Annotated in this window: 12 protein-coding genes; 7 read left to right on the top strand and 5 right to left on the bottom strand. The window is 74.1% G+C overall.

Translation table 11 applies throughout. The features are described from left to right. The first annotated feature begins 88 nt into the window (after positions 1–88). Positions 89–1,117, top strand: coding sequence for a questin oxidase family protein (locus tag ACZ61E_RS11110; protein ID WP_469699292.1), 1,029 nt, complete (start codon positions 89–91; stop codon positions 1,115–1,117). Positions 1,118–1,166: 49 nt separating this feature from the next. Here the strand turns inward: ACZ61E_RS11110 and ACZ61E_RS11105 are convergent, their stop codons facing one another. After that, positions 1,167–1,550: a cold-shock protein gene (locus tag ACZ61E_RS11105; protein ID WP_078076620.1), complete on the bottom strand. Its 384-nt coding sequence runs from the start codon at positions 1,548–1,550 to the stop codon at positions 1,167–1,169. Between the two features lie 260 nt (positions 1,551–1,810). On the opposite strand from ACZ61E_RS11105, the gene ACZ61E_RS11100 reads away from it, so the two are divergent. Beyond that, positions 1,811–2,023 carry a hypothetical protein gene (locus ACZ61E_RS11100; RefSeq protein ID WP_469699411.1) on the top strand — a complete coding sequence of 71 codons (213 nt, stop codon included), beginning with the start codon at positions 1,811–1,813 and terminating at the stop codon, positions 2,021–2,023. Here the strand turns inward: ACZ61E_RS11100 and ACZ61E_RS11095 are convergent. Further along, positions 1,990–2,658 (bottom strand): HAD family hydrolase, encoded by a 669-nt coding sequence (locus tag ACZ61E_RS11095; protein WP_469699291.1) that lies wholly within the window; start codon positions 2,656–2,658, stop codon positions 1,990–1,992. The two genes, ACZ61E_RS11100 and ACZ61E_RS11095, sit on opposite strands and share 34 nt — an antisense overlap. Positions 2,659–2,811: 153 nt before the next feature. On the opposite strand from ACZ61E_RS11095, the gene ACZ61E_RS11090 reads away from it, so the two are divergent. The 4 genes from ACZ61E_RS11090 to ACZ61E_RS11075 all read left to right on the top strand — a co-directional run bounded on the left by ACZ61E_RS11090 (position 2,812) and on the right by ACZ61E_RS11075 (position 6,304). After that, positions 2,812–3,849: a FecCD family ABC transporter permease gene (locus ACZ61E_RS11090; protein ID WP_469699290.1), complete on the top strand. Its 1,038-nt coding sequence runs from the start codon at positions 2,812–2,814 to the stop codon at positions 3,847–3,849. After that, positions 3,846–4,946: a FecCD family ABC transporter permease gene (locus ACZ61E_RS11085; RefSeq protein ID WP_469699289.1), complete on the top strand. Its 1,101-nt coding sequence runs from the start codon at positions 3,846–3,848 to the stop codon at positions 4,944–4,946. The genes ACZ61E_RS11090 and ACZ61E_RS11085 overlap by 4 nt, the downstream gene beginning before the upstream one ends. 98 nt (positions 4,947–5,044) lie before the next feature. Continuing rightward, positions 5,045–5,839 (top strand): ABC transporter ATP-binding protein, encoded by a 795-nt coding sequence (locus ACZ61E_RS11080; protein ID WP_469699410.1) that lies wholly within the window; start codon positions 5,045–5,047, stop codon positions 5,837–5,839. Positions 5,840–5,941: 102 nt separating this feature from the next. After that, positions 5,942–6,304: a hypothetical protein gene (locus tag ACZ61E_RS11075; RefSeq protein WP_469699288.1), complete on the top strand. Its 363-nt coding sequence runs from the start codon at positions 5,942–5,944 to the stop codon at positions 6,302–6,304. 53 nt (positions 6,305–6,357) lie between these two features. Here ACZ61E_RS11075 and ACZ61E_RS11070 read toward each other — a convergent pair whose 3' ends face one another. Both ACZ61E_RS11070 and ACZ61E_RS11065 read right to left on the bottom strand, forming a co-directional pair. After that, positions 6,358–7,491, bottom strand: a complete 1,134-nt coding sequence (locus ACZ61E_RS11070; protein WP_469699287.1) for a hypothetical protein — start codon at positions 7,489–7,491, stop codon at positions 6,358–6,360. Between the two features lie 284 nt (positions 7,492–7,775). Then, positions 7,776–8,687 carry a nitroreductase/quinone reductase family protein gene (locus ACZ61E_RS11065; RefSeq protein WP_469699286.1) on the bottom strand — a complete coding sequence of 304 codons (912 nt, stop codon included), beginning with the start codon at positions 8,685–8,687 and terminating at the stop codon, positions 7,776–7,778. Positions 8,688–9,140: 453 nt separating this feature from the next. On the opposite strand from ACZ61E_RS11065, the gene ACZ61E_RS11060 reads away from it, so the two are divergent. Further along, positions 9,141–11,687 (top strand): helicase-associated domain-containing protein, encoded by a 2,547-nt coding sequence (locus ACZ61E_RS11060; protein WP_469699285.1) that lies wholly within the window; start codon positions 9,141–9,143, stop codon positions 11,685–11,687. A 14-nt stretch (positions 11,688–11,701) separates the two neighbouring features. On the opposite strand, the gene ACZ61E_RS11055 is transcribed toward ACZ61E_RS11060, so the two are convergent. Next, the gene (locus ACZ61E_RS11055) at positions 11,702–12,520 is read right to left on the bottom strand and encodes a VanZ family protein (RefSeq protein WP_469699284.1); all 819 of its coding nucleotides are present in this window, start codon (positions 12,518–12,520) and stop codon (positions 11,702–11,704) included. Positions 12,521–12,539 lie beyond the last annotated feature (19 nt).

The following is a 12,539-nucleotide window of genomic DNA, read 5'->3' as shown; positions in this document are numbered from 1 at the left end:
GCCGGGACCTCAGTCCTAGGCCCCATCGGTACGGGGCTGGTCCGCGCGGCCGATACGCGGACGCCGGACCCGTCCTAGCGTCGCATCCATGACCAACGACGCGAACACGAGCGGTGTCCTGGAAGAGGCCCTGGGGCGGCTGCACGCCTCCGGCCCCGAGATCTACGAGTGGCGTCTGACCAACCACGCCCCCATGGTGGTCGAGGCGCTCGCCACGCACGGCCGGTCGGCGGCCGTGCACCGGTGGCTGGACGCGTACGAGGCCAGGCTCGACGACTTCCCCTCCCCCGTGACCCCCGTGACCGACGCCAACTGGCGCGAGGCGCTGGGCGACACGCGCCGGGGAGCGGACTGGATCGGCTATTTCCTGCGGGCGATCGGCGAACGGCCCTGGCGTGACGTGCTCGCCGAGTGGTGGCCCCGGCTGCTGCCGGGCATGTACGGCGGCTCCACCCACCCGGTGATCCGGGTGGGCCACGCCGTACGCGTCATCACGGAGAGCGGTGAGAACGGGCCACGCCTCACCGAACTCGCCCACGGACTCGGCTACTGGGCCGCCCGGCACCACACGGTCCCCGGCGTCACCCCACTCCCCGGCGCCCCGGACGCCGACGACGCGCTGGAGGCGGTCCCCGCGATCAGCGACGTCCAGGGCGGCTTCCGGGACCGGCTCGCCCGGGTCGACCGGCTGCCGGTCTGGTCGGCGGACGTCACCGACCCGGACGCGGCCCGGGACCGGCTGACGGCCCTGGTGGCGGCGGCGACCCACCGCTACGCCACCCACGGCCACGGCGACGAGACGATGCTGGTCCACGCGGCGACGGCCCCCAACGCCGTACTCCGCACCCTGCCCGCCCTGCCGCGCGCCCTCTGGGTCCCGAGCCTGCACGCGGCCTGGACGGCCTCGGCGGCGGTGACCGCGATGTACGCCCCGGCCGCCCCCGCCCCGTACACCCCCGCCGCGTCCACGACGGCCGACGAGGTCCTCGAACGGGCCCTGGCCCACGGCGACGAGCACGTCATCAAGTTCACGGACACGGCGCTGGACGTCGGCGACGAACGGGCGCTGACGGCGGCACTGCGCGCGATCGACCTGAGCGAACCGCTGATCTACTGAGGAGGGAGCCCGGCCGGAGCGGGCTGGGGTCTGATCCGAACGACAGGCGCTAGACGTCGAGTTGGTCCGCCACCGCGCGCAGCAGACCCGCGATGTTCGCGCCCTGCGACTTGTCCGGGTATCGGCCGCGCTCCAGCACCGGTGTGATGCTCTCCAGAAGCGTCGTCAGGTCCTGGACGATCGAGGCCAGTTCGTCGGGCTTGCGGCGCTGGGCCGCCGCCACCGACGGGGCCGGGTCGAGGACCGTGACCGACAGGGCCTGGTCACCGCGTTGACCGGCGACGACGCCGAACTCGACGCGCTGGCCCGGCTTCAGTGCGTCGACTCCGGCAGGGAGGACCGATGAGTGGACGAAGACGTCGCCGCCGTCGTCACGGGAGAGAAAGCCGAAGCCCTTCTCACGGTTGAACCACTTGACCTGGCCGGTAGGCACGTCTGTCCTCGTCCTCATATGTGTCGGGGGCGCTGGCGCGCACAGAAACGGCTCTGGATAGCACTACAGCGGGTCGGACGACCCGCCTTCCCCAAGGCTAATGGTCCAGGGGCTGGTGACAAGACGTCGCCGGTTGGTTCCTGTCCGCATGGAACTACCCTGGTGGAGTGACCGCTACTCCTTCATCGCCCGCCACGGAACCCGCTCCGGCCGACGCGTCCGGACCCGGCGCCGAACCGCCCGGTCCCGGTGACCGTCTCGTGCGGATCGGCGCGATCGTCTTCATCGTCGGCGCGGTCGCCACACTGGTCACCGTGGCCCCACTGTTCCTGGGGACGGACCCGTTCCCGACCGTCGCCTACACGCTGTGCACGCTCATGGCCGTCGGCTTCGTGATCGCCGGCGCCGGGCTGCTGCGGTCCATCGCCGCGCAGCGCCGTCAGGCCAGATCGGCCGCGGGCTCCGCCACGTAGGCGCGCAGCCACTCCGGGAACGCCCGCAGGTCCGGCAGCACCACGTCCGCGCCCGCTGCCCGCAGCTCCTCCTCGCCGCAGGGGCCGGTCGGCACCGCGACCGAGAGCGCGCCCGCCGTACGGGCACCGCGCACATCACCCGTGTGGTCGCCCACGTACACGCTCGCGCCGTGTTCGCGCAGCGCCTCCGCCTTCGCCTCCGCCCAGAGCCATCCGATGACCGCGTCCGGTTCCACACCGAGATGGGCGAGGTGCAGCTTCGCGTTCGGCTCGTGCTTCGCCGTCACGACGATCGCCCGCCCGCCGAGCGCCCGCACGGCCGCCACCGCCTCCCGGGCACCGGCCATCAGCGGCGTCGGCGCGATGGCGTGCGTGGGATAGATCTCCCGGTACCGGTCCCCCATCGCCGCTATCCGCTCCGCCGGGAACCAGTGCGCCAACTCCTCGTCGAGCGGCGGCCCCAGCCTCGTCACGGCCAGATCCGCGTCGATCGGGACACCGGTCTCGGCCGAGAGCGCGAGGTAGGCGGCGTGGATGCCGGGCCGGGAGTCGATGAGCGTCATGTCGAGATCGAAGCCGACCGTCAGCGGGCGGTCGGGGCCGGCTGACGGGGGCGGGGCCGGGAGCGAAGTCATATCAGCATTGTGCCCGGACCCCTCCGCCGGTCGGTGGCCTGATCTCGACGCTTAGACTTAGCCAAGCCTTACCAAGCCACGCCCACGCCCCACGCCCACCCCGTGCCACAGTCCGCCACCGTGGCCCCGGAGCCCAGCACCCGATTGGTCCCGATGACAGCCGCCGCCGTCCCGACGACACACCGCACCAGACGCGCCCTCGTCGCCCGCCGTATCGGCTGGACGACGGTCGCCGCGGTGGCGCTGCTGCTCGCCGTCCTGCTCAGCCTCGCGGTCGGGGCGCGCGCCGTCGCGCCGGGTGCGGTCCTCGACGCGCTGCTCGACGGGGGGCACAGCGAGGACGCCGAGGTCGTACGGCAGCTGCGGGTGCCCCGTACCGTCGTCGGGCTGATGGTCGGCGCCGCGCTCGCGCTCGCCGGTACGGTCCTCCAGGGCATCACCCGCAACCCCATCGCCGACCCCGGCATCCTCGGAATCAGCCAGGGCGCGGCGGTCGGCGTCGTCATGGCGATCGCCTTCGCCGGGGTGCACTCGCTGACCGGATACGTGTGGTTCGCGTTCGCCGGGGCGGCCGTCGCCTCGGTCGCGGTCTACGCGATCGCCTCACGCGGCAGGGGCGGCGCGACCCCGGTCAAACTCGCCCTCGGCGGCGCCGCGATCAACGCGCTCCTGGTGTCCGTGACCATGGGCATCCTGACGACGCGGGCCGCCGCGCTGGACGAGTTCCGCTTCTGGCAGGTGGGGTCGGTCGCGGGCCGGGACGCCGAACTCGTCGGCCAGGTCTGGCCGTTCCTCCTGGTCGGCACGGTGCTGGTGGTGAGCGTCGCGCGGGGGCTCGACGCGCTCGCGCTCGGCGAGGACGTCGCGAAGGGCCTGGGGCAGAACGTCGGAGCCGTCCGGGTCGTGGGCGGCGTCGGCGCAACCGTACTGGTCGGCGTCGGGGTCGCGGCGGCCGGCCCGATCGCCTTCGTCGGCCTCGCCGTCCCGCACATCGCCCGCGCGATCGTCGGCACCGACCACCGCTGGCTGATGCCGATGGCCGCGCTCGTGGGGCCGGTGATGCTGCTGGTGGCGGATGTGCTCGGCCGGGTGCTGTTCCCGCCGGGCGAGGTGCCCGCGGGTGTGATGACGGCGCTGCTCGGTGTGCCGTTCCTGGTCGCTCTCGTACGCAGGAAGGCGGTACCGGCATGAGTACGGCCACGGCCGACCGCGAGGTGGTCGCCAAGGGCGCGGGGGTGCTGCCCGCGGGCTACTCGCTCGTACGCGTCCGGCTGGGCACCCGGCGCGTGTCGTTCCTCGTGCACCGGCGCGCGGCGGTCGTCATCTGCGCCCTCACCGTGCTGCTCTCGCTGGTCTGTGTCGCCTACCTCAGCGTCGGCGAGAGCTTCGTCTCCCCCGCCGAGGTGCTGAAGGTGGTCCTCGGACAGCCGTCGCCGGACGAACTGGTCGTCGGCACGCTGCGGCTGCCGCGCATGGTGGTCGGTCTGCTCGTCGGCGCCGCCTTCGGGGTCTCCGGCGCGCTCATCCAGACCGTCGCCCGCAACCCGCTGGCCAGCCCGGACATCATCGGTGTCACGCAGGGCGCGAGCGCGCTGACCGTCTTCGCGATGACGTACGGCGTCACGTCGTTCGCCGTCCTGCCCTACCTCTCGGTCACCGGCGGCATGCTGGCCGCGGTTCTGGTGTACGTCTTCGCCTGGCGCGGCGGGCTGCACGCCACCCGCTTCGTCCTCATCGGCATCGGCTTCGCGATCGCGCTGCGCTCGCTCACCACGCTGTTCATGACGAAGGGCGACTATCTGGTCGCGCAGCAGGCGCAGGTGTGGATGACGGGCTCGCTCAACGGCCGCGGCTGGGACGAGGCCGCGCCGCTCGGCTGGGTGCTGCTGATCCTGCTGCCGGCGGTGGCGTGGGCGGCGTACGCCCAGCGCACGGTGTCGCTGGACGACGGGACAGCCACCGCGCTCGGCGTACGCCTGGGGCATGTACGGCTCGGACTCGTACTGCTCGGCGTGGTGCTGGCGTCGGTGGCGACCGGCACGGCGGGGCCGGTGGACTTCGTCGCGCTGCTCGCCCCGCAGATCGCGCGGCGGATGACGCGCACGGCGCAGATCCCGCTGCTCTGCTCCGCGCTGCTCGGCGCGGTGATCGTCGTGCTCGCCGACCTCTTCGCGCGCAAGCTGTTCGCGCCCACCGAACTGCCCGTGGGTGTGCTCACGGCGGCGATCGGTGCCCCGTATCTGATCTGGCTGATCATCCGCAGCCGTACCGCAGGAGCTGGAGCATGAGCATGGGCGCAGGAACGGGAACAGGCGCGGGCGCGGAAACGGGAACGGGCGCGGGCTTGGGCGTGGGCGGTGGCCGGGCGAAGGGACGCGAGAACGGCGTGAGCCGGCTCGCGGCCCACGAGCTGACGCTCGCCTACGACGAGCGCACCGTCGTCCACGATCTCGAACTGGCCGTGCCCGACGGCCGGGTGACCGTGATCGTCGGCCCCAACGCCTGCGGCAAGTCGACCACGCTGCGCGCGCTCGGGCGGCTGCTGAAGCCGAAGAGCGGTGCGGTGCTGCTGGACGGCGCCGAGCTGGCGAGCATCCCGACGCGGAGGATCGCGCAGTCGATCGGTCTGCTGCCGCAGTCGCCGTCCGCGCCGGAGGCGATCACCGTGGCCGACCTGGTCTCGCGCGGGCGCCAGCCGCACCAGCGGTGGTGGCAGCAGTGGTCGGAGGAGGACGAGCGGGCCGTCACGGACGCGATGGCGCGTACGGATGTGGCCGGGCTGGCCGAGCGGTCGGTCGACGAGCTGTCGGGCGGGCAGCGGCAGCGCGTATGGATCGCCATGGCGCTGGCGCAGGAGACGGATCTGCTGCTGCTGGACGAGCCGACGACGTTCCTGGACATCGCCCACCAGGTGGAGGTCCTCGACCTGTTGCGCCGGCTCAACCACGAGCAGGGCCGCACGGTCGTGATCGTGCTCCACGACCTCAACCAGGCGGCGCGGTACGCCGATCACCTGGTGGCGATGAAGGAGGGCCGGATCGTCGCGGAGGGCGGCCCGGACGAGGTCGTCACGGCGGAGCTGGTACACGAGGTCTTCGGCCTCGAATCGGTGGTGGTCCCGGACCCGGTGACGGGGTCACCGCTGGTGGTCCCGGGCGCGCCCTACCGGCCGGGAGAGTAGCCGCCCCCGTCGGTCACTCGCGTAACGGCCGTTCGCCGGGGCACCCGGAGAGGGAGCCGACGCGCGACGAACGCGTCGACCGGGGACGGGAGATGGCTGACCATGGCGATGGTGGAGCGGGACCGCGGACAGGGACAGGGACGGGGCCGGGAGCACGCGGCGCACGACGGGCCGGCCGGCCGGGTGGGCGACGGACCGGGGCCGGTGACCGGGCACGAGCCGGAGCCACTGACGGACCTGGAGCGGGGCACCGTGCAGCGGGCCCAGCTCCGCGCCCGTATCGCCGACATCGCGTGGACGGCGCTCATCGTCGTCCTCGGCCTGTGGGCGCTGTGGAGTGCGGTCGGCATCGCGCGGGAGACGGAGAACGCGGTCGTCTACTGCCTGATCGGCGGCGTCCTGTTCACGGTGGCACTGGGGGCCCGCTTGTCGACCCTGAAGGCACGGGCGCGCACACATCTGTAGGGGACGGTTCGCGGGCAGCCGGGCGGCCGAGCAGGAGGGCCGCTTCCGGCGTCTCAGCGGCGGCGGGAACGCCAGACCAGGAAGAGGGCCGAGCTGACGGCCGCCACCCGGATCACCACCGGCCAGGTCGACGAGATCGCCTCGGACATGGCGCCCTCCGGGATGGGCTCGCCCCAGCGTTCCGTCGTACGGCCCCAGAGCCAGACCCCGCCGCCGATCACGGCCACGACCGGCAGGCCGAAGACCGCGAGCTTCGCCTCGAAACGGGACATCCGGCGTGAGGCGTACGCGAGGACCCAGCCGCCCGCGAGTGCCAGCCAGGAACCGAGGACCGCGCCGACGACGAGGAGGGCGGCGGCCAGCAGCAGGAACGGGTTGGTGAGCCGCAGTCCGGGCCCCGCGCCCGTGCCGCCGACGGCCTTCCTGGCGCGGGGGCGCAGTCGTGGCAGCAGACCGCGCCGGTCGGGCGTCACCGCCACTTCCACCGCGCGGGCCTCCTCCGCCGCCTTCGCCTCCGCCGCGAGGCGGGCCTTCTCGGCGCGCTCCTCGGGCGTCGGCGGCGGCTTCAGTATCTCGGGGATCTCGACTCCGCCGACGAAACCGGAGACACCGGTCGCCGCGCCCGTCGGACCGGCGTCGACGCGCCACCAGTCGGGTTCGCCGCCGGAGTCGCCGAGTTCGTGCATGGGCGCCAGATGCGGCGGGAGGGCGGTGGGTTCGGCGGGCGTCTCGGGTTCGGCCCGGCGTTTCTGCCTCGGCAGTGAGGGCCCGTCAGGCCCCCGCCCCTCGCGGGGCGCGCCGAGCCCGAGACCGAGCCCGAGGCCGCGTCCCAACCTGCCGCGCTGCTTGGGGAGCTCCGGCCCGGACCGGGACCCGGCCCCGGACCGGGGTTCCGGGGCCGGATCGCGCGACGGTCCGGGTGACGGCTCCGGCTCCGGCCGCCGGTCGGCGTATGTGCCGCCCGTCGCCGCCGCGCCCACCACATGGTCCGGCGAACCGAGCCGTCCCAGGATGCGGCGGACGGCGGCGGGACTGTCACCGCCGGACTTCCCGCGCTGTCTGTCGATCTCGCCCCGCAGCTCGGAGACGAGTCTCATCCGGTCACCGGAGGGCAACTGCCGTTGCTGGGCCACGTCTCCGACCCTGCTCAGATAGTCGTAGACGAGCTGGTCGCTCTCGATCCCCACACTGCCCTCCGCACATACGCGCCGTACCTGGGGCCGATGGTGTCGCGCTCGTCCCCGTACGTCCAGTACGGCGCGTGCGGGGCGGCTCCCGGGTCGCGCCCGACGTCCAGGTCGTGTCTTCGACCCGGCGCCGTCCGCCCGCAGGGCGGCGCCCGCGGCGGCCGGTGCGGTGCGTCGCGAGGCGGAGGACCGGTCTCGTACGGGACGTACCCGGCCGACTTACGACCACGCGGCGAGGTGCCGCGCCAGACGCCTCGGGCCGGGCGGGACTTCGAAGACACGACCTACGCGGGCGGCCCCGGCGGCCAGGGCACGTCCGCCACGAGAGGAAGGATCATCTCCTCCTCGTAGTCGAGGTGCGCGGTCAGCTCCGTCGTCATCCGCGCCAACTCGGCGCGGAAAAGCGGCGGACGGGCCGCGCCGATGTCCGCGAGCAGCGCCACGAGACGCTCCTGGACGGCGGCGACCGTGCGGTGCTCGGCGCGGAGCCGGTCGAAGACATCCGTCAACCGCGGGTGGTAGTGCGCGATCCCGGGGAACAAGTGCCCGTCCTCGCCGGTGTGGTGGAACTCCAGCGCCTGACAGAACGCCAGACAGCGCTGCCGGATCTGCAACCCGAGGCCCGGCACCGGGGGCTCCCCGGGGCCCTCGTGGGCGGCGAGCGCCGCGAGGTGCGCGTCGACGTCGGCGGTCACCAGCCGTAGCTGGAGGCGCAGTTGGTCGTGGACCTCCAGGATCTTGTCGGCCAGGGTCCGCACCTCGCGCGGGCTCTCCCCGTCGGGCACGGCGGGCTCCAGCACCACGACCGGCGGGGTGCCGGTGGTCGCGGCCCGGTGGTCGCCGTATCCGGGCAGTTCGCGTACGACGTGCGCGAACAGCTCCTCGCGCCTGGCCCCTTCGGCCGGGACCGCGAGGGCGTGACCGGTGCTGGTGCCGATCTCGACGCCGACCACGGGGTGTTGGAGCAGATCGCGGTACCAGTGGGGTTCGTCGGGGGCGCCGAGGCCGGAGGCGACGAGCAGGAGCGAGCCGCCGTGGCGTACGTACCCGAGCGGAGTGGTCCTGGCGGTTCCGGACCGGGCGCCGGTGGTGGTCAGCAGGAGCAGGTTCCCGCCTTCGAAGGGTCCGCCGGCCTTCCCCCCGTTGGCGCGGAACTCCTCGATGACGGATTCGTCGGACGGTGACGGTGTGGGCATGCGTGTGTGTTCTCCGGAAGATGAGGGCGGCCCCGGTCGCGGCGCGCGTGACGGCGCCGCGGCAGACCGAACCGGCCGCGAAGGACGGAAAGCGGGGACGGGAAGTGAGGACGGGAGGTGAGGACGGGAGGTGACGTGCGGCGGCGCTCGTTCGCGCTCGCGGCGGTCACCTACGAGGTCACAGAAGTCGCATACGGGTCGCGGAGTACGTACTCATGGCGGATTCCCTGCGTGAAGGGTGCTCGCCCGGTCACCGGCCCGCCCACTGCTCTTCGGCCGGCGCCACGCGGCACCGCGCCCATTACACGCAGCCACCCGCCACCTGTCAACAAGCCTCGGACGGCCTCCCCGCACCGCGCCGTACGGCCCCCGGCGTCCACCACCCCGGCCCGGCGGCCCGCAGGGGCTAACGTGGGGCGGATGGGAATCAGCTAGCCGCCCCTGGAGGCGCACGTGTCCGAACGAACCGGCGCAACGCCCCCGCGTACGCTCGCGGAGGCCCTGCGCACCCGCGACGACGACGCGCTGGCCGCTCTGCTGCGCGCGCGTCCCGATCTGCTGAGCCCCGTACCGAACGACCTCGGCCAGCTCGCCACCCGCGCCGGCACCCGCGCCTCCGTGATGCGGGCGCTGGAGCGTCTGGACCGTTTCACGCTCCAGACGGCGGAGGCGCTGGCGGCCTCGACCGATCCCGCGCCGTACGAGGCCCTGCTCGCCCTGATGACCGGCGACGAGGGTGACGCGCGGGTCGAGGCGGCCCTGCCGCGCGCCGTCGCCACGCTGCGCGAACAGGCGCTGATCTGGGGCGCCGACGACCGGCTGCGGCTGGTCCGTACGGCCCGCGAGATCCTGGCCCCCTCCCCCGGCCACCCCTCCCCCACCGGCCTCGGCCCGACCGTCGCCGAGGCCACGGCGGGGATGTCGCCCGGCCGGCTCCAGGAGATCATCACCACCGCCGGTCTGCCGTCCACGCACGACCCGGTCTCGGCGGTCGCCGCGCTCTCGGCGCTGTTCACCGACCGCACCCGCATGGCGGCGCTGCTCGACACCGCCCCGCCCGACGCGCTGACCGTCCTCGACCGGCTGGTGTGGGGGCCGCCGTACGGCGAGATCACCTCGAAGCCCGCCCCGCCCGTGCAGTGGCTGCGCGACCGCGGGCTGCTGCTGCCGACCTCCACACGGACCGTGGTGCTGCCGCGCGAGGCCGCGCTCCATCTGCGCGGGGGCCGCGCGCACCGCGACACCGAGCCGGAGCCGCCGGCGATCCTGCCGCGTCCCTCGGCGTCGTCGTCGGCCGCCGGCCGTCCACAGATTGTGGACAGCGCGGCGGCCGCGCAGGCGTACACCGCGCTGGAGACGATCGAGGAGCTGGCCAAGGAGTGGAACGAGGGCGGCCCGAACGTCCTGCGCGCCGGAGGTCTCTCCGTACGCGACCTCAAGCGCACCGCGACCGCGCTGGACGTCTCCGAGCCCGTGGCCGCCTTCTGGGTCGAACTCGCCTACGCGACAGGGCTGTTGGCGGCGGACGGCGAGGCCGACGAGCGGTACGCGCCGACACCCGCCTACGACCAGTGGCCCGACCTGCCCCCGGCCGAACGGTGGGCCAGACTGGCCACCGCCTGGCTCGGCGCCACCCGCACCGCCGGCCTCGTCGGCGGCCAGGACAGCAAGGGCCGTACGCTCGCCGCGCTCGGCCCCGACCTCGACCGGGGCGCCGCGCCGGAGGTACGGCGCCATGTACTGGACCTGCTCGCCGGCCTCCCGGAGGGCGCCGCCCCCGACCCGGAGAGCGTGCTCGCCCGGCTGCGCTGGGAGCGCCCGCTGCGCGGCGCGGCGGCCGGCCGGCCCGAGGACCTGCGGGCGCGCATCGCCGCCTGGACCCTCAACGAGGCGGAGATGCTGGGCGTGACCGGCCGCGGCGCGCTGTCGTCGCACGGCCGCGCGCTGATCGCCCGGGACACCGGGGCGGGCGGGGTGGGGGGCGCGTTCCCGAAACCGGCCGCACGGGCGGCCACCGGCGCCGAGCTCCCGGCCGCCGGTCTGCACGCCGCCCACGCCCTCGCACCCCACCTCCCGGAACCCCTCGACCACGTCCTCCTCCAGGCCGACCTCACCGCCGTCGCCCCCGGGCCGCTGCTGCGCCCGCTCGCCGAGACGCTCTCCGTGATCGCCGACATCGAGTCGCGCGGCGGCGCCACCGTCTACCGCTTCACGCCCGCGTCCGTGCGCCGGGCGCTCGACGCCGGACAGTCCGCGTCCGACCTGCACGCGTTCCTGGCGGCCCACAGCCGCACGCCGGTACCGCAGCCGCTCAGCTATCTCATCGACGACATGGCGCGCCGCCACGGGCATCTGCGGATCGGCTCCGCGTCGGCGTACGTGCGCTGCGACGACGAGGCCGTACTCGACGAGATCCTGGCCGACCGGCGCTCCCAGGGCCTGCGGCTGCGGCGCCTCGCACCCACCGTCCTCGCGGGGCAGGCCGACCCGACGACGCTGCTGGACGGGCTGCGCGCGATGGGCCTGGCGCCGGCCGCCGAGTCCGCCGACGGCGATGTCCTGGTCACGCGCGCCCACGCGCACCGCACGCCGCCGCGTACGCCGCCGGCCCCCGTGCCGGACGGCCCGCCCGTGCCCGCGCCGACCCTGCTGGGCGCGGCGGTACGGGCGATCCGGGCCGGCGACCAGGCGGCGACCGTCGTACGGAAGACGCTCCCCGGACCGGCGGACGCCGCGGCCACGGGCCAGACCGCCCGCGGCGACCTGCCCCGCACCACGTCGGCCGAGACCCTGGCGACGGTCCAGGCCGCCGCGCTGACGGGCTCGGCGCTCTGGATCGGCTACGTGAACGCGGAGGGCGCGGCGAGCCAGCGGGTGATCGCGCCCGTGCGGGTCGAAGGCGGCTTCGTGACGGCCTACGACCACACGGCGGACGAGGTCCGCACCTATCCGCTGCACCGCATCACGGGTGTCTCGGAACTGGCGGACGACCCGGCGTAGCGCCGCGCGGGACGCTACTTCGGGGTCTTCTTCGCGGTCTTCTTCACGGTCGCGGTCTTACCGGCGGCCGTCCTGCCCGCCGCCTTCTTCGCCACCGTCCGCTTCGCGGGAGCCTTGCCCGGCGCCGTCCTCCCGGCCGCCGTCCGCTTCGCCGGAGCCACCGGCTTCTTCCTGTCCGCCACCGCCGGCTCGCGCTTCACCGCGGCCCGCACGCGCTCGGTCCACGGCGCACGCCCCGTCGTGGGCGTGCCCACACCCGCGCGCCGGGCCTTCTTCTCCGCCGCCCGCTCGCGCCGCTGCCGCTCGTGCTCCTCCTCGCGCTCCCGCTCACGCTGGGCCTGCGCCTCCAGCGAGCGGAACCCCAGCGTGTGGAAGCGGTGGCTGAACCGGCGCCCGATCAGCAGATACGCCAGGAACGCACCACTCGTGTTCATGATCACGTCGTCCACGTCGAAGGCCCGGCCCTCGACGATCGCACCCTGCGCCAGTTCCACCATGGTCATCGTGATCACGGTCAGCACCATCACCCGCAACATCCGGAACCTGCGCGGCACCAGCACCGGCAGCAACAGCCCGAACGGCGCGCCCATCAGCACATTGCCACCGACCTGCTTGCACGCGGCGAGGAACGTGTAGTCCTCGGCGTACTGGCGCAGCGAGTGCCCCGGCTGGAGATTGGACCCGGCGATCTCCGACGACGCGGGCGACGGCGTGAGCGTCAACTCCGCGAGAACGGCGGCGAACCCGACGAGCGACAGCAGCGCGACGGCCAGAATGACCACCCGCAGCACGGCCCCGGCCCACGATGTACTCCAGGACGACGTCGCGCTCACCGAGCCGTCCACCCCACGG

The sequence above is a fragment of the Streptomyces sp. NPDC104581 genome, assembly GCF_055583685.1.
Note: the sequence above shows the minus strand (reverse complement) of the source record. Positions and strands in the feature narration are given on the sequence as shown.